The organism is Buchnera aphidicola (Kurisakia onigurumii) (assembly GCF_039394605.1).
Lineage (GTDB): Bacteria > Pseudomonadota > Gammaproteobacteria > Enterobacterales > Enterobacteriaceae > Buchnera_I > Buchnera_I aphidicola_B.
On record NZ_CP135033.1, the window covers coordinates 233,694 to 254,758 of the forward strand.

The following is a 21,065-nucleotide window of genomic DNA, read 5'->3' on the forward strand; positions in this document are numbered from 1 at the left end:
AAATAGTGTAAAAATATTTTTATTTCTACTATAAAACAATACATTTTTAAAAATTTTAAAATTTATATTTTTTTAATATCTATATTTCATATTAATAATAAAAATACTTATTGTAAATATAATATAATAAAAAAAATAAAATTTATATTCTTGCAGAAATTATTTAATTATTTATTTTAATTTTTTTACAAAAATAAAAAAAATAATAATTGCAAAAATTTATTTTTTTACAATTATTATTAGTAATAAAGTATAGATTTATATATCTATATTATTAAAATATAGACAAATTGCATAACAATCGTCTGGATCTTGCATACCGTTAATATATAGTAAAGGAAATATTGCTTTTATTTTATTATATAAATCGAAAAATTTCTTTTCTATTATTAATTCAGGTAAATATGAATTTAACGAATTTAAGAACATTTTACTGGTATATTGATTAAAAGATTTAGATAAATTTTTCCATATATGAATTTTTGTTGTTTTGATATCAAGACTATAATTTTTAAGATGAGACAATTCAGCTGCTTTTTTAATAGCAGAATCAAAATCTCCTATTTCATCTACTAATCCAATTTTTTTTGCTAAAATACCACCCCATATACGACCTTCACCTATTTTATTTACTTCTTCTGTTGTTTTGTGTCTTGATAATGCTACTATTTTAAGAAATTGATTATAATGATGAATTAAATTTATTTGGTGTAATTTTTTGATATTTGGGCTTAAATGATGAGTATAATTTTTATTATATAAAGAAGATGTTTGAACACTATTGTTAAAAATACCAATTTTTTTTAGAGATGTTTCAATATTTGTAATAATACTAAAAATTCCAATTGAACCTGTTAAAGTAGTAGGATGTGCAATTAAATAATCACCCGCTGTTGAAATCCAATATCCTCCTGAAGCAGTTATACTTCCCATAGAAATTATTAGCGGTTTACCTGATTTTTTAAAACTTATTAAGCTTTTACGAATTAATTCAGAGAAATATACTCCTCCTCCAGGACTATTTATTCTTAATATTAATGCTTTAACATTATCATCTTTTTTTGCTTTATATATTTCTTTTATTAAAGAAAATGTATCTATATTATTTTTATTATTTTTTGTAGAGCTTGTAATTGCTCCTTGTGCTGATATCACAGCTATTTTGTTTGTTTTATTTTTATGATTTTTTTTTAATAAATAATCGTAAATACTAATTGAATTATAATCAATTTCTTTTTTATTAAAACCGAATAATCTTATTAATTTTATTTCTATATCTAACGGAGAGAGTATTTCATCTACTAACTTATGTTTTTTAGCATAAATAGTCATATTACAATTTAATTCTTTAAATTCTTTAATATATTGTTTTTCTGTTGGAAATATGGTTCGATATGAAGTGTTTCTATTTTTTGCTATAGTTAGAACGTATGATTTCCATAAATAATTCATCCAATTTTGTTTTATTTTTTTTATGTGATCAGATATATGATTTCTAATCATAGGTTCGACTGCGGATTTATATTTTCCAATTCTAAATATATCGCTATGAATATATAAATTATTTAATAATTTTTTGTAATAAAATTCTGAATAATGAAATCCTGTTAAGTTTACACTTCCGTTATTACATAAAAAAATTTTATTTGCAAAACTATTTAAATAATATTGAGATTGTGTAAAATTTTTACCTATCCCATATATTTTTTTTCCAGTTTTTTTAAATTCACATAATGCTTTTCCAATATAATCAATATTATTACGAGAACCACCTTCAAAATTTTTTAGATCTAATACAATTCCAGTAATGTTTTTATCATTTGCAGCTTGTCTAATTTTTGATACAATAGTATAAAATGAATTATTTTCTTTTATTATTTGTTTTTTTGAAATAAAATTATTTGAAATACCTTCTGATTGATATTTAGAAAAATCATCTGATAAAAAACCTTCTAAATCGATTTTTAAAGCTCTAGGAACATTATTTATTTTTTTATTAAAGTGAATAATTTTAAAAAAAGGTAATAATAAAATTATTAATGCTATAATTAATATTAAATTCAGTGTTAATTCTCTGATAAAAGTTAATGAATTAAAAAATGTTTTTAAAACATATTTAATAGATCTCCATAATATTTGCATATGATATCTCTTTTTTTTTTAAATTAAAAATAAAAAAATAAGAATAAGAATTATTTTTTTTTAATTATAAAAAATTTTTTATTATTTATAAATTTAAAATATTTTTAAATATATATTAAATTTTTATAAAACATTTTATTTTTTTTTATCTTTATATTAATTTTTTAATTTGAATATCTATTCTATATAGAATATAAATATATATACGTATTGAAAATGTAATATTTATATATAAAAATTAATTTTTATTTATTATATATTTTTATAAAATTAAGTTTATTGATTATTTAAATAATACTTATAGGAAAAATTTTTCTCGGAATTCCTTTATTATCTATTGCAACATATATTAAAGTAGCTTTAGTTGATTGATAAAATTTTCCAAAGTAATCTGAATTAATTTTTTTTATCCAAATTTCAATATCAATTGTTATAGAGGTATTTCCAATTTTTTTTATCTGAGAGTAACAACTAATTAAATCACCCGAATTAATTGGTTTATAAAAAATTAATTTTTTTATTTTTAGAGTAGATACTTTACCTCCTGATATTTCTTTTGCTAAAATTCCTCCAGATAAATCTATTTGAGACATTATCCAACCACCAAAAATATTTCCGTTAGAATTTATTTTTGATGGCATTGCAATAGTTTGTAATGTAAGAATTCCATTAGGAATATTTTTATATTTTTTTATATTCATTTTAATATTCATTTTTTATTTTTTTACTAATTTTTTATATCTTATATAAAAAGATGTAGAAACATTATTTTTGACATTTTATCATGTATTTTCGAAATAAATATATAATTAAAATAGAAGAAATTAAATTAATAAACATGCTTGATACTGTAACAATAGAGCATATAGATAAAAATGCATACGAATGTAATAATATTAATATTAATAATTTAAAGAATAATACGATTAAAATAAGAATAGAAATTATTTTAAAGTTTTTTAATACAACTTGAGTACTATATAAAAAAGAATCAAAAAAATTTTTTCTTTTTGATAGGAATATTATAAGAGTTAATAAACATAATATAAAAAAAAATATTCCTAAGAAAAAAAATATAAAACAAATAATCTGAATACTTACATTGATAATTAAATTTAAAATAAAGAGTTTTGGAAAATTATAAATAATTTTTTTTATATAAAATAAAATGTTTTTTTTTTTTTTTTCATGAAAATATCTAATTATTAAAATTATACTTCCTATTAATAATGTATTTCCTATTAAATAAATTAATGTTTTTAACAATAACATAATAATAAAAGTTTTTTATATTGATTTTTAAAATTCTGTTGATATATTTTTTTATATTTATATTGTTAGAATCAAATATATTATTTTTATGTAATATAGTAAATATTGTACATTTTAAAAAATAATAAAATAAATATATTTAAATACAATTAATAAATATAATAAATATATTTAAATACAATTAATAAATATAATAAAAATATTTTTTTAGTATAATTAATTATATTTTTAATATTTTATTTTTAAAAAAAAGTATGTTGTATTTTAACTATTATTAAATTAATTTTTTTTTAAAATAGTAGATTTCTTTAATTTTTTAACTAATTTTCCAATAGAATTGTACATTACAATATTTTTTTTATAATATTTTTCAATTTTTTCAATAATTACTGAACCACATATTACACCTGATATACCTATTTTTAATAAATTTTTAATATACATGGTATCAGAAATTCCAAAACCTTGTAATAAAGGTGTATTACTTTTTTGTTTTAGCATACTAATTATTTTTTTATCAGGCAAAATAGCTTCATTTTTTGTTCCTGTTACTCCTGATCGAGACAATAAATATATATATCCTGTTCCATATAAAGATATTTTTTCAATAATATTTTTATCAGCATTAGGAGGGCATATAAATATAGAATTAATATTAAAAATATTAGCATATTTTAAAAATATTTTGTATTCTTGTAATGGAACGTCAGGTATTAAAACAGAATCAATACCAGTGAATGAACATTCAGAATAAAAATTTTTTATTCCTTTATTAAAAATAATATTTGCATATACTAATATTCCAATAGGTATATTTGGATATTTTATTCGTATTTTTTGTATAAATTTAAAACATTTTTGAACATTTATTCCTGATGAAAAAGATCGTAAATTAGATTTTTGAATAGTGATTCCATCTGCTATAGGATCAGAAAAAGGAATTCCTAATTCTAATGCATCTGCTCCATTTTTAATTAGTATATCAATAATTGATAATGAATCTTCAAAATTAGGATCTCCTATTATGATAAAAGGAGTAAAACATGCTTCATTTTTTTTTTTTAAATGATTAAATAAATTTTTATATCGATTCATTTTAATTTTCTCTTATTTTTTAAGAAATTTTCAACAGTAATTAAATCTTTATCTCCTCTTCCAGATAAGTTAACAATAATAATTTGTTTTTTTTTAGTATTTTTATTCATAATTTTAATAGCATAAGCAATTGCATGAGATGATTCTAATGCTGGTATAATTCCTTCTTTTTTACATAATGTAACAAATGCATTTATTGCTTCATCATCTGTAATAGATACATATTTTACTCTATTATTTTTTTTTAAAAATACATGTTCAGGACCAATTGATGGAAAATCTAAACCAGAAGAAATAGACCAAGATTCTTGTATTTGTCCTTCTTGGTTTTGCATAATGGCAGATTTCATTCCGAAATAAATTCCTATTTTTTCATTTTGTAAAGGGGCTCCGTGTTTTCCTGTATCTATTCCTTTACCAGCTGGTTCTACTCCTATTAAATTCACTTGTTCATTTTTAATAAAATTTGAAAAAATACCAATAGCATTAGATCCTCCTCCTACGCATGCAATTATTAAGTTAGGAAATATTCCTTCTTGATCTAAAATTTGTTGTTTAGTTTCTTTGCCTATTATTTTTTGATATTCTTTAACGATAGTAGGATATGGGTGAGGTCCAGCTACTGTTCCTATCATGTAATGTGATTTTTCATAACTTCCTGACCAATCTCGTAATGCTTCATTGCATGCGTCTTTTAATGTTTGTGTGCCTGTTGAAACTGGTATTATTTTTGCTCCCATGAGTTTCATTCTTAATACATTTAAATTTTGTCTTTGAATATCTTTTTTACCCATATAAATACGACATTTTAAATTTAATAAAGAACAAATCATAGCAGTAGCTACTCCATGTTGACCAGCTCCTGTTTCTGCGATTATTTCTTTTTTTTTCATTCTAACTGCTAATAATGCTTGCCCTATTACTTGATTTGTTTTATGTGCTCCTCCATGTAATAAATCTTCTCGTTTTAAATATATTTTTGTATTAGTACCTTTGGTAATATTTTTACATAAGGTTAGAGGTGTTGGTCTTCCTGCGTAATTTTTTAATAAGTATTTTATTTTCATTAAAAAATTTTTATCTTTTTGAGAAGAAACAAATGCATCTTCTAATTGGTATAATGCAGGAATTAATATTTGAGGAACATACATTCCTCCAAAATTTCCGAAATAGGAATTTAATAAAGTCATTTTTATTTATTCTAATATTAAGTGTGTTTATTGTTTTTAATATTTAATTAATACCAATTAATTCAAATATTTTTTTTATTTTTTTTTCCGATTTACATCCTGGATAAATTTCAACTCCTGAATTTAAATCTAAACCCATAAAACCCATATTGCTAGCTTGTATACAATTTTTTATATTAATTCCTCCTGCTAATAATATATTTTTATTTTGGTTTTTTTTTATTAATGACCAATTAAATGTATTTCCGCTACCACCTTTATGGTTATCGAATATATATTTTTGTATATTATTAAAGTTTATTATTGGAATTTCATTAATAATTCCTATAGCTTTCCAAATTTGAATATCAGAATTTATTTTTTTTTTTAATTTATTAATATATTTTTGATTTTCTGTTCCATGTAATTGAATTGCATATACAGGAATTATTTTCGTGATATTAACAATAATTGAAATTAATTCATTTTGAAATACTGCTACATATTTCATATGTACATTTTGCACAATATTTAATGCAGTAGAAATATTAATATTTCTTTTTGAATTTTTTATAAAAATTAATCCGCAATATATTGCTCCTACTTTTTTAGCTATAACAGCATAGTTTTTTTTTTTATTCCACATATTTTATTTTTTCCAAAAATTAAAGAATTTATGGAAGATTCAATATCTTTTTTTTTCATTATTGCTGTACCAATTAGAAAACCATTAACATATTTTTTTAATCTTTGAATAATATTATAATTAATAATACCGGATTCACTAATAATAATTTTTTTTTTTGGTATTAAAGGAGCTATTTTTTCTGTTTTACTAATATCAATACTGAAATCATTTAGATTTCTATTATTAATTCCAATAATTTCTGAAGGTAAATATAAAGCTCTTTTTAATTCTATTTCATTATTTACTTCAGTAATAATATTCATTTTCATATTTTTTGCTGTATTATATAAAAAAGTATATTGCATATCATTCAGAATAGATAATATTAGTAAAATTGCATCTGATTGATAATATCTTGCTAAATAAACTTGATATATATCTATAAAAAAATCTTTACATAAAACAGGTTGTGTGATTATTGATTTGACTTGAGGTATATATTCAAAATTTCCTTGAAAAAAATTTTCGTCAGTTAGTACAGAAACCGCTGAAGCATATTTCTTATATATTTTAGATATCTTGTTTATATCGAAATCTTTTCTAATAATACCTTCTGAAGGAGATGATTTTTTTAATTCTAAAATTAAAGAAGTTTTTTTATTTTTTATACTTTTTTTGAATTTTCTAGTAGAAGTATTAATTTTATTTTTTATTTGACTTAAAGGTTGTACTTTTTTTCTTTTATTAATCCAATTTAATTTATTTTGAATAATTTTTTGTAGTGTTATCTTTTGCATGATTTTCCTAATTTAGAAAGTAAAAGTATTTTTTTATATGCTGTTCCATTTCGAATTATTTCTAATGCTTCTTGAGCATTATATTTTAAGTTTTCTTTTCCAAATAATTTTAATAACATAGCAACATTAGCGGCTATAGTATATTCATGAATTTTTTGTCCTTTTCCTTGTAATGTTTTTATAGCAATATCATAATTATTTTGATTTTTTTTATTATCTTTTTTTAAGAATTTTTTAAAACCAAAATCAGAAGGATAAATTTCATAAGATGAAATTAATTTTTCTTTTAATTCTGCAACATAAGTTTTTTCAAATAAGGTAATTTCATCGGTATTTGCGCTGTGAACAACTATAGCATGCTTATAATTTAATTTTTTTAACATTTTAGCTACTGGTAATAACCATTTAATATGGTATACACCTATTAAAATAAATTTAGGTTTAGCAGGATTTAACATAGGACCTATAATATTAAAAATTGTTCTAGTATTTAATTTTTTTCTAATATGCGATACAGATTGAAAAATAGGATAATATATTGGAGCCAATAAAAAACAAATATTCAATTTATCTAATGATAATAGAGATTCTTGTGGAGTAATATTAAGATTGATTTTTAATTTTTTTAAAATATTTGCAGATCCTATTTTGCTTGTAATTGCTGTATTACAATGTTTAGCAATTTTTATTCCGTAACTTGCAGCAACAAATGCACTCAATGTTGATATATTAATACTATTAGATTTATCTCCTCCAGTTCCTACAATGTCAGCAAATTTATATTTAGGAGAAGGAAATAATTTTGCATTTTTTGAAAATAGTTTAATAAGACTTAAAATTTCTTTTTGTCCTTCTCCTCTAATTTTCATTGCAATTAATATAGAAGATAATTCACAGTTGTTAATAGGATTAGAAAAAATTGAATTAAATAAATTATAACTGTCTAATAAATTTAATTTTTTAGATGAATATATTTTTTGTATTATTTTTTTCATTTTTTATTAAAATTATTTAAAAATAATTTTTTTATAAAATTAAAAATATTAATTCATTTTTGATTAATATTTTAATAATTTATCAAAATTATTTGAATTAGATATTTATACCCTATACGAATTTTTAATTTAGTTCAAATGTTACATATTTAAATATATATTTTAAAAAATTTTAATTAAAATTAATTTTGTTAAAATTTTATTATTTTTGTATTTTTATAGTAATAATTAATATTACATAATTTTTTATGTTTAAAAAAAAATACTGTATATATATTTTGTATAAATAATTTTATCAAACATGTATTCAATACATTTAAAATAAAGTGATGTAAATATGAATATTGAAAGAGTGCAAAAATTTTTATCTAGTCAAGGTTTTGGTTCACGTAGAAAAATAGAGAAAATGATTTTGTCAGAAAAAATATATATAAATAATAAAAAAATATTTTTAGGAGATAAAATTGATACAAATAAAAAAAATATTATTAAATTAAATAATGTTTTAATAAATTGTACATTAAATAGAAATTTTATTACACGTGTTTTATTATATAATAAACCTCAAAAAGAAATTTCTACATCTATAGAATCAGATATGAGAAAAACAATTTTTAGCAATTTACCTAAAATGTATAATTCAAGATGGATTTCTGTTGGTCGTTTAGATTTTAATACAGAAGGCATTATTTTTTTTACGAATAATGGAGAATTGGCTAATCGTTTAATGCATCCAAAATATAAAATTAGTAGAAAATATTTGGTAAAAGTATATGGAAATATTAATATCAATAAGATAAATAAATTAAAAAAAGGAGTTTTATTAAATAATAAAATTGCATTATTTCAAAAAATTGAATATTTTTATGAAAATAAAAATTTTAATAAATGGTTTATAGTCACTTTATCTGAAGGTAGAAATAGAGAAGTAAAACGTTTATGGAACTCTGTAGGAATTTCTGTCAGTAAATTAATTCGTTTACAATATGCAGGTTTTTCAATTCCTAATAAATTACTTCCTGGTTGTTGGATAGAATTAAATAAAAACGAAGTAGTAAAATTATTAAAAAAAGTAAATTTATAATTTTTAATATTTTTTTAAAATTAAAATAGATAAAAAAATTAAAAATTTTAATTTTAAAATATATATAATGAAATTTTTATTGATTATTTATATAATAATATAAACAAATAATTATTTATATAATGTTTAATTTTTATCATAAATTTTTATTTTTTTTTTTACGATATTTTGAGGAAAATAATTATGAATATTATAGAAAAATATAGTTTATTTGTAATAGAGTTTATAACTTTATTAGTATTTTTGATGATTTTTACAAATTTTATTGTAAAAATAAAAAAAAAAATAAATTTAAATTCAGGTTATTTAAAAATATTTTCTGTAAACAAACATTATTTTAATACAAAAAATAAAATGATGTTATTTAGTATAAATAATAGAGAAACTGATATTTGTAAATATGACAATAATTGCAATTTCTTAATAAAATTAAAAAAAATTTTTGAATATTTTGTTTTAAAAAAAATTCCAGAATTACAGTTTAAAAAACCAGTTTTATATGTTTTAGATTTTAACGGTGGAATAAATGCAAATGAAGTACGATCTTTACGTCAAGAAATTACATCTGTTCTTTCTGTTGCCACCAAAAAAGATAAAGTATTAGTGTGTTTAGAAAGTGGAGGTGGTACTGTATCTGGATATGGATTAGCAGCCTCTCAATTGCAAAGAATTCGTGATGCAGGTATTAGTCTAATTGTATCTGTAGATAAAATAGCAGCAAGCGGAGGGTATTTAATGGCTTGTGTAGCAAATAAGATTATTGCCGCTCCTTTTGCAATTATAGGTTCTATAGGAGTAGTTGCACAAATTCCTAATTTTAATAAGTTATTAAAAAAAAATAACATTGATATAGAATTGCATACTGCTGGATCTAATAAAAGAAATTTAACATTATTTGGAAAAAATACAGAAGATGATAGAGAAAAATTTTGTATAGAATTAAAAGTAACTCATAGTTTATTTAAAAATTTTGTATCTATTATGCGACCTAATATGAATATTAAAGATGTTAGTAATGGAGAATATTGGTTTGGTACATTAGCTTTAGAAAAAAAATTAATTGATTCAATTGATACTAGTGATAATTTTATTATTTCTAGAATTAATAAATATAATATTGTTAAAGTTCAATATATTTTTTCTGAAAATTTAGTAGATAAGTTTACTTTTTCAATTACAAAAATATTAAATTCATTATTTTTTTCAAAAATACATCAATAATATTTTAAAAAATTAACATTTATAATTAAAAATAATTTTTTTTTTAATAAAAAATTTTTAACAAAAATATAAATAATTTTTTTACTAATTATTATATGTATTTTACGTAATATATTTAAAATTATTTTGTATAAAAGTTAATTTAATTTAAATTGAATTATAGATATTTTATATGTGATAATTTATTTCGTGTTATATTTTAAATATTTTTAATTATTTAATTAAATTAGTTAATAAATTATTTTTTATAAATTTTAATTAACAATAATTTTATAAATATAAAAAAAATATATTTTTTATTATATAATTTTTATATATTTAAGTAACACATTAATAGATAAAAATATAAATATCTATTTTTTTATTTTCATTTGTATGGTTTTCAGTTTTGGTGCTGAAAATTTAATTATTAATGTATTTTAAATAATGTTATTTAAAATCAACAATTTTTAATTATTGATTTAATTATTTTGTTTATTAAAAATGTATGTAAATGTATCATGAAAATATTTTATTATTTTTGCATTTCCTATAAGTATATTAGAATAATTTTCTCGATTAGAAATAATTAACTCTGGGATATCACTAATTGATATTCCTGATTCTTGTAGATGAAGTTTTCCAGATATAAAATCAATTTTTTTGATATCAATATGTATTAAACCTTGTAATCTTCCTGCTGATATATATGCTAAATTTAATAAAAAAGAACTAATACATCTAAATCGTATTCCATCAGAATATAATTTACTAATTAATTGAGAATATAAATTGTTTTCATTTATTTTTTTTAAATTAAAAAAGTTGTTATTTACTGAAACTATAGAATGTGAGATAGGTAGAGAATTATCACATCTGATTCGATATCCATTTAGTTTAGACCCTTGTCCTTTTACAGCTGTAAACAATTCATTTTGTAATGGATCATAAATTACAGATATTTCATTTTGTTTATTATTTATTACAGAAATAGATATACAAAAAAAAGGTATTTTATTATTAAAATTATTTTTTCCATTTAATGAATTAATTATCCAATAAATTGTATTATTTTTAAAATTAAAAAATTTTTTTTTGTTAGTAATAATTATATGATTAGAATATGATTTACAAATCATATCCATCATCATAGATTCAGATTTATTAATAATTTTATTAATAATATCACATAAGTGTATTTTTTGGTTATAGATCGTAGGTTGAGAATCATAAGCTTGAACAATAAAAGCACCTACTTTCCGAACAATTCGAATAGCAATATTTAACATAGGATGCATTTTATAATTCCTTTTTTAATTTTTATATTTTTCATGTAAAAAATTAATAATAATTTTAAATTATATTTAAAATTTACTATTTTATTTTTTTATCATATCTAAATAAAATTTCATTGGTGAAAATTTATGCAAAATACTATTACTAATAACGATAATTTTTTAAAAAATAAAATTAATTTATTTGAATTTGATTATGTAAAAATGAAAGATTTTTTTTCTTCTATTGGAGAACAATCATTTAGAGCTGATCAAATAATGAAATGGATTTATCATCGTTATTGTATTAAATTTGAAAATATGACTAATTTTAAAAAAAGTTTACAGAAAAAATTAAGTTTAATAGCATGTATTATACCACCGAAATTTATAAAAGAACAGAAATCTTTAGATGGAACTATAAAATGGAGTGTGTCTATAGGTAATCAGTTAGTAGAGACAATATATATACCTGAAAAAAATAGATCAACATTGTGTATTTCATCTCAAATTGGTTGTGCATTAAATTGTAAGTTTTGTTTTACAGGAAAGCAAGGATTCAATAGAAATTTATTTGTATCTGAAATTATCGGACAAGTGTGGAAAGCTTGTTATTTTATTATAAAGAATCCTATACTTTGTTTAAAACCCATTACTAACATAGTTTTGATGGGTATGGGTGAACCATTATTGAATTTTAAAAATGTTGTTTCTGCTATAAAAATAATGATACATCCTATGGGATTTGGTTTTTCTAAAAATAAAATTACTTTATCTACTTCAGGAATACCGATTGCAATTGATAAATTGATTCAAGAAGTAGATATAAATTTAGCAATTTCTTTACATGCTTCTAATAATAAAGTTAGAAGTAAAATAATGCCAATAAATAAAAAATATAATATACAAGAAATATTATCATCTTCTAGTAAATATTTGAAAAAATCTCATACAAATAAAAATGGTATTACTATAGAATATGTTATGTTAAATAACGTAAACGATTCTATAAAAAATGCACAAGAATTAGTTCAAATTTTATCGAGTAGTAAAAATAAAATCAATTTAATTCCATGGAATTATTTTTATGGATCAGAATATTCTTCTAGCTCTCCAGAAAAAATTAAAAAATTTGCTGATTATTTGTCTTCAAAAAATTTTATAGTAACAATACGAAAAAATAGAGGAAAAGATATAGGAGCTGCTTGTGGACAATTAAAAGGATTAATTAATAATAGAAAAAAAATAAAATAAATTTTTGTATAAAAAATTGTAAAATTTTATTTATTAAATTGTGTAATAAATTTTTTTTATATAAAATATTTGTATACATACATTTATAAAAAAAGAAATTAATATGAATAAATTTTTTCGATCTATTAGAGGTGTCCATGACTATATTCCTAATGAAGTTATAATTTTAAAAAAAATAGAAAAAATACTTATTAAAGTAATAGAACAGCATTGTTTTCAAGAAATTAGAATTCCTATTCTAGAATTTTCTTCATTATTTACTTCTACTATTGGACAAGGGACAGATATTGTAGAAAAAGAAATGTATTCTTTTATAGATAAAAGTAAAAATTTTTTAACTTTAAGACCAGAAGGTACAGTAGGATGCGTACGATCAGTTATACAAAATAAATTAATAAAAAAATATTTAGATACCAGATTATGGTATTTAGGACCTATGTTTCGTTATGAAAGACCCCAAAAAGGAAGATATAGACAATTTTATCAATTAGGTTTAGAAGTTTTTGGATTATCTAGAGAAGATATTGAATTAGAATTATTAATGATTACTTACAAATGGTGGAAAAAATTAGGAATTATTGATTTTGTTCAATTAGAAATTAATTCCATTGGATCAGTAAAAAATAGAATTCAATATCAGAAAAAATTGGTAAATTTTTTAAAGAAATATGAAAAATATTTAGATCCGAATTCTAAAAAGAAGCTTGATTTGAATCCATTAGGTTTATTGGATAGTAAAAATTATTTTATAAAGAAAATATTAATTAGAGCACCTAAAATAATTGATTTTTTAGATTCAAAATATATTCTTCAATTTAAAAAATTATGCAGATTATTAAAAATTTTTAATATTCCATTTATTATTAATAAAAATTTAGTACGAGGTTTATCTTACTATAATGGTATAGTATTTGAATGGAAGAACAATACATTGGACACACAAAATACAATTTGTGCTGGAGGAAGATATGATTATTTGTCAAAAAAATTAAATAATTGTGATATACCATCTATAGGATTAGCTGTAGGAATGGATCGATTATTGCTAACAGTAAAACTACTTAATAAATCTAAGTTATTAAATAATTTTACATTGATTGATGTAAAAATTGTTTTTTTAGAAGAAATTTTTAAGTTAGAAGCAATAAAGTTATCGAATAATATTAGAATTATGTTTCCTAATATTAAATTAAAAGTAGATTTTTTTTCATCTAATTTATCTAAAAAAATAAAAATGGCATTATCTTCTCAAGTACATATTATGATAATAATAGGAAGAAGAGAATTTGAAAAAAAATGTGTTATGGTAAAAAATTTAATTACTGTTTCACAAAAAATTATACCTATTAAAAAAATTAATATTTTTTTAAAAAATGTACTAAATTTTAAATAATAATAAATATAATAAAAATATATTTTAATACTTAAAAAAGGAATGTAAATTGATACATACAAATAAATTACAGAAATATGATTTAAAATTATGGAATATGGTAGATAAGGAAAATCAAAGACAAGAAGAAAATATTGAATTAATTGCTTCTGAAAATTACGCAAGTGCATTAGTACTTGAATTACAAGGATCTCAATTGACTAATAAATATGCAGAAGGATATCCTAAAAAACGATATTATGCAGGATGTGAGTATGTTGATGAAATAGAACTTTTAGCAATTAATAGAGCTAAAGAATTATTTCAAGCAGATTATGCAAATGTACAACCACATTCTGGTTCACAAGCTAATAATGCTGTTTATTCTGCTTTACTGAATCCTTATGATATTATATTAGGAATGGATTTAAATCATGGAGGTCATTTAACTCATGGATCTAAAGTTAATTTTTCAGGAAAAATATACCAATCAATATCTTATGGAATTAATAACAAAGGAAAAATTGATTATATACAAATAGAGAAGTTAGCAAATAAATATAAACCCAAAATGATTATAGGAGGTTTTTCAGCTTATTCTGGATTATGTGATTGGAAATTATTAAGAGAAATATCAGATAGTATTGGATCTTATTTATTAGTTGATATGTCACATATAGCAGGTTTAGTAGCATCTAAACTATATTCAAATCCATTACCTTACGCACATGTTGTAACTTCGACAACACATAAAACTTTAGCAGGACCTAGAGGAGGTTTGATATTATCGAACGAAAAAAATGAAGAATTATACAAAAAAATTAATTCATCAATTTTTCCAGGAACTCAAGGAGGACCTTTAATGCATGTTATTGCAGCAAAAGCTGTATCATTTAAAGAAGCAATGAGCTCTAAATTTAAAAATTATCAAAAACAAGTAATTAGAAATGCTCAAATTATGGTAGAAATTTTTTTAAAAAATAATTTTAAGATAGTATCTGGAGGAACAAAAAATCATTTATTTTTAATTGATTTAACAGATAGAAACATTACAGGTAAAAAAGCAGAAGAAGTTTTACATAAAGCAAATATTACTGTTAATAAAAATAGTATTCCTAACGATTCTAGAAGTCCTTTTGTTACTTCAGGAATACGTATAGGAACACCAGCAATAACTCGTAGAGGTTTTCAAGATAAAGAAACATCAATATTATCTCTTTGGATAATTGAAATATTAAACAATATTGATTGTAATACAACAATACAAGAAATTAAAAATAAAGTTTTAGATATGTGTTTTAAGCATCCTGTGTATCGAATTTAATTTCTATTGATAAGTTATTATCATTAATAATTTTAATAAAATTATGAAAATAATAGAATATATATTTTAAAATTTTCGATAATCAATACTATTAATATGCAGAACGTATTATTAATTTTTAAAAATTTTTTAATTAATGATATTAATGATAATAATAGTATTATTATTCTATTCATGAAAAATAAAATATTTTTTTAAAAAATTTTTAATTAGATGCAACCCAAATTGGTCTTGATCCAACGATCATATTATGTAAAAATAATAATGATCCATTTTTATTATTTATTTTGTAAATTGAAATAGAGTTAGATTTTTCTCCTAATACTATTAAGTATTTTTCATTTTTACTGATACAAAAAGATCTTGGTTGTTCTTCTGTAACATAATAATCAATAAGTATTAATTTTCCATTATATATATTTATTTTAAAAAGAGTAATAATACTTGCATTTCGATCAGAAGCATATAAAAAATTTCCGTTTTTTGTAATATGTATATCACTACTCCAAGGAGGATTTTTATATTCATGAGGTATAATTGATATATTTTGTATATTTTTTATATTAAAAAATTCATTTTTTTGAAACTTCCAAACATCTATTGTTCCATTTAGTTCATTGATATTATATATAATTGTTTTATTTGGATGAAATACTAAATGTCTAGGTCCAGATTTTTTATTTAATTTAATTTTTTTTTTAGTTTCTGGAAAAAAAGTTTTTTCTTTGAATTTATAAATATAAAATTTATCTGATTTTAAAGATGTAGAAATAAGATGTGTATTATCAATATTTGTGCAAGAAAAATGACATCCTGGAACATTATTAATTGTATGTATTATTTTTTTTGGTATTCCTAGATTATCTAATAAAATTATATTAATTAAATTTCCATGAAATGAACTACAAAACAAAAATTTTTCTTCTATATCAAGGGAAATGTGATTAGGAGTTCCAATAACATCAAAAGAATGTATTTTTTTAATTTTTTTATCTTGTAATATTTTATAAGTATTAATTCTATTTTTAAATTTAATTCCAATATATAGTATTTTTTTTGTGTTTGATATTGTAATTGGTTGAGGTTCTCCTTTTACTTTTTCTTCTTGTATAATATTTATTTCATTATTTTTTTTAAAATTTAATACTTGAATATTACTACTATTAGCATTAGAAATATAAAAATGCATATATTGATATCCTTTTACAATTTATGTATTAAATAATATTTTTAATTAATATGTTTATCTTTAATAAAATATTATTAATCATTATTAATTATTAATTAATTTCTCTTGATTTAATCGATTATGAAAAGAATTTGTAACTAAATTTAAAATAAATTTTTTTTTATCGTATTGATTTTTTGAACTATAATTTAATTCAATAATATTATCTTTATTGATTTTCCATATTTTTACATTTTTTTTTATAAAATTTAATAAATTTGTAAAATTTAAATTATTTTTTTTTAAAAAAAATAGTGTTAATTTTTTATCATTAGAATGTATTTTTTTAATACCTATATAATAGGACATAATTCTTATTTTTGTAATTAATATTAAATTTTTTGTTTCTTCTGGAAATATTCCAAATTTTTTAATAATTTTTTTTTCAATTTTTTGTAATTTTTTTAATTTTGTGACTAAAGATAATTTTCTATAGAATTTAATTCTAGTACAAGGATTTTCTATATATGTAGAAGGGAATATAGAAGAAATATTTAGTTCTATTTCAGGTATTTTTTTAAAAATATCTTTTTTATTCAAATTATTTTTATTTTTTAATATTTGAATCGATTTTTTTAATAATTCAGAATAAAAATGTATTCCAATATTATTTATAAATCCACTTTGTTCTTTTCCTAAAATTTCTCCAACACCTCTCATTTCTAAATCATATTGGGATAATAATATACCTATCCCTGATGTATTTTTGATAGAAGCAAGAATAGATAATCTTATTTTTGATTTTTCGTTAATATTTTTTAAATTATGAACTAAAAACCAAGCATATCCTTGTAAATTAGATCTTCCAACCCTTCCTCTTAATTGGTGTAATTGGGATAATCCGAACATATGAGAATTTTCCACTATAATAGAATTTACATTTGGTATATCTATTCCTGTTTCAATAATAGTAGTACATAATAAAACGTCAAATTTTTTATTATAAAAATCTTGCATTATAATTTTTAGTTTTCTTGGAGATAACTTACTATGACCTATTCGAATATTTAAATTTGGTATTATTTTTAATAGTTTTGTCATTACATTTTTAATTTTTAAAATGTCATTAAAAACATAGTAAACTTGTCCTCCTCTGCGTAATTCTTTTTTAATAATTTTTTTAATTAATAATAAATCATATTCTTGTACAAATGTTTTAACAGGTAGTCTTTTTTTTGGAGGTGTATTAATCATAGTTATATTACGTATTCCATGAATTACCATATTTAAAGTTCTAGGAAGAGGAGTTGCAGTTAATGTAAGAATATCTATTTGTGGGTATATTTTTTTTATATATTCTTTTTGAAAAACTCCAAATCTATGTTCTTCATCAATGATTAATAATCCTATATTTTTCCATATTATTTTTTTAAGTAAAATTTTATGAGTTCCTATTAAAATATTTATTTTTCCGTTTCGAAGATTTTTTAAAATTATATTTTCTTTTTTTTCTAATCGAGTTAAACATTGAATATTTACATTAAATTGATTAAATCGTTCTTTAAAATTATGAAAGTGTTGTTGTGCTAGCAATGTCGTAGGTACAAGAATAGAAACTTGTTTTTTATTTATTATTGATAAAAAAGATGCATGAATTGCTACTTCTGTTTTTCCTAATCCTACATCTCCACATATTACTCGATCCATAGGAATTGGTTTATACATGTCATGAAATACAGAATTAATAGCTTTTTTTTGATCTTTTGTAGTTTCAAAGGGACATTTTAGTATAAATTTTTGATATTTTTCTATATTGTTGATAAAGGAAAATCCTTTACTTGATTTTCTATGTGCATAAATTTGTAATAACTTTGCAGCTGAATCAAATATTTTTTTTACAATTTTATTTTTTTCTATATTCCATTTTTTACTTCCTAAATCACTTAATGTAATATTTGAACTATTTGGATGAGAATATTTTTTTATTAAATATAGATAATATATTGGAACATATAATTTTGCTTTATTAGCATATTCTAAAATTAAATATTCATTTTTTATATTATTTATTTTTATATTTTTTAATCCTTTATATCGACCGATTCCATGTTCTATATGTATGAATAAGTTATTAATTTTTATTTTTGTAATCCCTAAGTAAAGTTTTTAATGTATTTTTTATATAAAACTTTTTTATAAATATAAATATATTTATAAAAAAAATTTATATTATAGATAATATTTAATGTTTATAATAAAAATGTTAAAATATATATTAAAAATAATTATTAAATATATTTTTTAATATTAATATTAAAAAATATATTTAATAATTATTTTTATTTACTTACGAATAAAAATTTTTTAAAATTTATTTTATTTTTTTATTTTGAGTTAGATTATATATGATTATACGAATATATTTACATATTTTATTCAGATGCTTATGGAGTTCTTACAATAGTTTTTTTCTTAAGATCATGATTTTTTTTTCAATGTTAGGGATACTATTAGGAATAATTTCATTATTTATTGTTGTTTCTATGATGAATGGTATGTCTCATTATTTTAAAAAAAATTTGTTATCTAAATATCCTCATATAATAATTACTACAAAAAATAATAAAGTTCAAATAAATAATTTTCCTAAAGAAATTCTTTTAAGCAAAAAAATATATAAAATAATTCCTTTTATTTCAAAATTAGTATTTTTAAAAAAAAATAATTATATTTTTATGAAAAATTTAATAGGAATAAAAAAAAAATACAATATAAAAAAAAATAAATTAATTGATTTACATAGATTATTTTTTTTTAAAAAAAAATATATTAATATTTCTATTAGTTTTGATACAGCTAAAATTTTTAAATTATATTTAGGAGATATAGTAGAAATAATAGTTCCTTTTTATGATAAATCAGATAATTTTATAAAAAAAGAACAAAAAATTAAATGTAAAGTTTCTGGAATATTTAAGCTAAAAGGAAATGAAAGTAATGAAAAAATTTTTTTACATCAACATGATATGAGAAATATATTACATTTTTCTAATAAAAATATTACAGGATGGAATATTTGGATTAATAATCCATTACATGTTTCAGATGTAATTGATAAATTTAAATTTTCTTCAAATTTTATTTTCCAAGATTGGAGAGATACTGATGGTACTTTATTTACTGTAATGAAAATAGAAAATTCTATTATGAGAATATTTGTTTTTATTATTATGATACTATCATTTATCAATATCGCTATTTCTACTTGTATTTGTATCCAAGAAAAAAAAAATAGTATTGCAATATTTAAAACATTAGGATTAACTAATAAAAATATTTTTTTTCTGTTTATCTGTTATATCATGATAATAGGTTTTTCGGGAGTATTATGTAGTAACATAATAATGTTTTTTTTGTTATTTAAAATAAATATAATAAATATATTTTTAAATATAAGTGATACAGGTTTATGTATACCCATGGAATTAAATATATTTCAAATTTTTTTGATAAATTCTTGTTTTTTATTACTAATTATTTTATTTACTATATATCCTATTTATTATATTAGTAAAATATGTCCCATTAAGGTTTTGATACATGAATAAAAATCTTTTTATTTCTTGTATGAATTTATGTAAAAATACAAAAAATAATAATATACTCAAAAATATTAATTTTTCTCTTAAACAGGGAAATATGATGGTTATAATCGGATCTTCTGGATCAGGAAAAAGTACCTTATTACATATTATAGCAGGATTAGATTCAATATCTTCAGGAGATATATTTTTTAATGGAATTAGTATAAAAAATATGAATCAAGATCAATTATCTTGTTTAAGAAAAAATAATATAGGATTTATATATCAATTTCATTATTTGCTTTTTGATTTTAGTTGTTTAGAAAATGTTGCTTTACCTTTATTAATTAAAAAAGAAAAAAAATCAATTGCTTATGAAAAATCTATAAAAATGTTACATCAAGTAGGTTTAAAAGATAACATTTTTCATAAAAATCCTTCTTCTTTATCTGGAGGAGAAAGACAAAGAATAGCTATTGCTAGAGCTTTAGTGAGTAAACCTAAATTAATAATTGCAGATGAACCGACAGGAAATTTAGATGAAATTAATTCTCGGTTAGTATTAGATTTATTTTTAAAATTTAACAAAAAATATAATACTACTGTTATAGTTGTCACACATCATATTCAAATTTTTAAAGTATTTCCTATTCAAGCAGAAATGAATCAAGGAAATCTATTATTAAAAAATATTATATTATAAAGAA

The 21,065-nt window shown here is 19.7% G+C and carries 16 protein-coding genes and 1 pseudogene; 7 read left to right on the forward strand and 10 right to left on the reverse strand.

Going from position 1 to position 21,065, the window contains the following annotated elements:
* Positions 1–258 precede the first annotated feature (258 nt).
* The 7 genes and pseudogenes from sppA to trpD all read right to left on the reverse strand — a co-directional run bounded on the left by sppA (position 259) and on the right by trpD (position 8,098).
* Positions 259–2,142, reverse strand: a complete 1,884-nt coding sequence (gene sppA, locus RJU59_RS01030; RefSeq protein ID WP_343155293.1) for a signal peptide peptidase SppA — start codon at positions 2,140–2,142, stop codon at positions 259–261.
* Positions 2,143–2,429: 287 nt separating this feature from the next.
* Positions 2,430–2,843 carry a hotdog domain-containing protein gene (locus RJU59_RS01035; RefSeq protein ID WP_343128788.1) on the reverse strand — a complete coding sequence of 138 codons (414 nt, stop codon included), beginning with the start codon at positions 2,841–2,843 and terminating at the stop codon, positions 2,430–2,432.
* Between the two features lie 64 nt (positions 2,844–2,907).
* Entirely contained in the window at positions 2,908–3,414 is a 507-nt protein-coding gene (locus tag RJU59_RS02465; RefSeq protein ID WP_428994330.1) for a YciC family protein, read from the reverse strand.
* Positions 3,415–3,693: 279 nt separating this feature from the next.
* Positions 3,694–4,509 carry a tryptophan synthase subunit alpha gene (gene trpA / locus RJU59_RS01045; RefSeq protein WP_343155296.1) on the reverse strand — a complete coding sequence of 272 codons (816 nt, stop codon included), beginning with the start codon at positions 4,507–4,509 and terminating at the stop codon, positions 3,694–3,696.
* A complete protein-coding gene (gene trpB, locus RJU59_RS01050) occupies positions 4,506–5,699 on the reverse strand; it encodes a tryptophan synthase subunit beta (protein ID WP_343155298.1) in 1,194 nt (397 codons plus the stop codon). Before trpB ends, trpA begins: the two co-directional genes overlap by 4 nt.
* Positions 5,700–5,742: 43 nt before the next feature.
* Positions 5,743–7,103, reverse strand: a pseudogene (gene trpCF, locus RJU59_RS01055) (bifunctional indole-3-glycerol-phosphate synthase TrpC/phosphoribosylanthranilate isomerase TrpF).
* The gene (gene trpD, locus RJU59_RS01060) at positions 7,091–8,098 is read right to left on the reverse strand and encodes an anthranilate phosphoribosyltransferase (RefSeq protein WP_343155299.1); all 1,008 of its coding nucleotides are present in this window, start codon (positions 8,096–8,098) and stop codon (positions 7,091–7,093) included. The pseudogene trpCF and the gene trpD overlap by 13 nt, the downstream one beginning before the upstream one ends.
* A 337-nt stretch (positions 8,099–8,435) precedes the next feature.
* Here trpD and RJU59_RS01065 point away from each other — a divergent pair, with 337 nt between their 5' ends.
* Positions 8,436–9,182, forward strand: coding sequence for a pseudouridine synthase (locus RJU59_RS01065; RefSeq protein ID WP_343155301.1), 747 nt, complete (start codon positions 8,436–8,438; stop codon positions 9,180–9,182).
* A 183-nt stretch (positions 9,183–9,365) separates the two neighbouring features.
* Complete coding sequence (gene sohB / locus RJU59_RS01070; protein WP_343155303.1) at positions 9,366–10,403, forward strand: protease SohB; 1,038 nt, start codon at positions 9,366–9,368, stop codon at positions 10,401–10,403.
* A 461-nt stretch (positions 10,404–10,864) separates the two neighbouring features.
* Here sohB and RJU59_RS01075 read toward each other — a convergent pair whose 3' ends face one another.
* Positions 10,865–11,680, reverse strand: coding sequence for an inositol monophosphatase family protein (locus RJU59_RS01075; RefSeq protein WP_343128794.1), 816 nt, complete (start codon positions 11,678–11,680; stop codon positions 10,865–10,867).
* A gap of 126 nt (positions 11,681–11,806) precedes the next feature.
* Between RJU59_RS01075 and rlmN the strand changes: the two genes are divergently transcribed.
* The 3 genes from rlmN to glyA all read left to right on the forward strand — a co-directional run bounded on the left by rlmN (position 11,807) and on the right by glyA (position 15,606).
* Positions 11,807–12,910 carry a 23S rRNA (adenine(2503)-C(2))-methyltransferase RlmN gene (gene rlmN, locus RJU59_RS01080; RefSeq protein ID WP_343128795.1) on the forward strand — a complete coding sequence of 368 codons (1,104 nt, stop codon included), beginning with the start codon at positions 11,807–11,809 and terminating at the stop codon, positions 12,908–12,910.
* Positions 12,911–13,013: 103 nt separating this feature from the next.
* Positions 13,014–14,303 carry a histidine--tRNA ligase gene (gene hisS, locus RJU59_RS01085; protein WP_343155304.1) on the forward strand — a complete coding sequence of 430 codons (1,290 nt, stop codon included), beginning with the start codon at positions 13,014–13,016 and terminating at the stop codon, positions 14,301–14,303.
* A 49-nt stretch (positions 14,304–14,352) separates the two neighbouring features.
* Positions 14,353–15,606, forward strand: a complete 1,254-nt coding sequence (glyA, locus tag RJU59_RS01090; RefSeq protein WP_428994331.1) for a serine hydroxymethyltransferase — start codon at positions 14,353–14,355, stop codon at positions 15,604–15,606.
* Positions 15,607–15,811: 205 nt separating this feature from the next.
* Here glyA and RJU59_RS01095 read toward each other — a convergent pair whose 3' ends face one another.
* Positions 15,812–16,795, reverse strand: a complete 984-nt coding sequence (locus tag RJU59_RS01095; RefSeq protein WP_343155306.1) for a beta-propeller fold lactonase family protein — start codon at positions 16,793–16,795, stop codon at positions 15,812–15,814.
* Positions 16,796–16,879: 84 nt separating this feature from the next.
* The gene (locus tag RJU59_RS01100; RefSeq protein ID WP_343155323.1) at positions 16,880–18,925 is read right to left on the reverse strand and encodes a DEAD/DEAH box helicase; all 2,046 of its coding nucleotides are present in this window, start codon (positions 18,923–18,925) and stop codon (positions 16,880–16,882) included.
* Positions 18,926–19,179: 254 nt separating this feature from the next.
* On the opposite strand from RJU59_RS01100, the gene RJU59_RS01105 reads away from it, so the two are divergent.
* Positions 19,180–20,382, forward strand: coding sequence for an FtsX-like permease family protein (locus tag RJU59_RS01105; protein ID WP_343155308.1), 1,203 nt, complete (start codon positions 19,180–19,182; stop codon positions 20,380–20,382).
* Positions 20,375–21,061: an ABC transporter ATP-binding protein gene (locus RJU59_RS01110; protein ID WP_343155310.1), complete on the forward strand. Its 687-nt coding sequence runs from the start codon at positions 20,375–20,377 to the stop codon at positions 21,059–21,061. Before RJU59_RS01105 ends, RJU59_RS01110 begins: the two co-directional genes overlap by 8 nt.
* Positions 21,062–21,065: the final 4 nt, after the last annotated feature.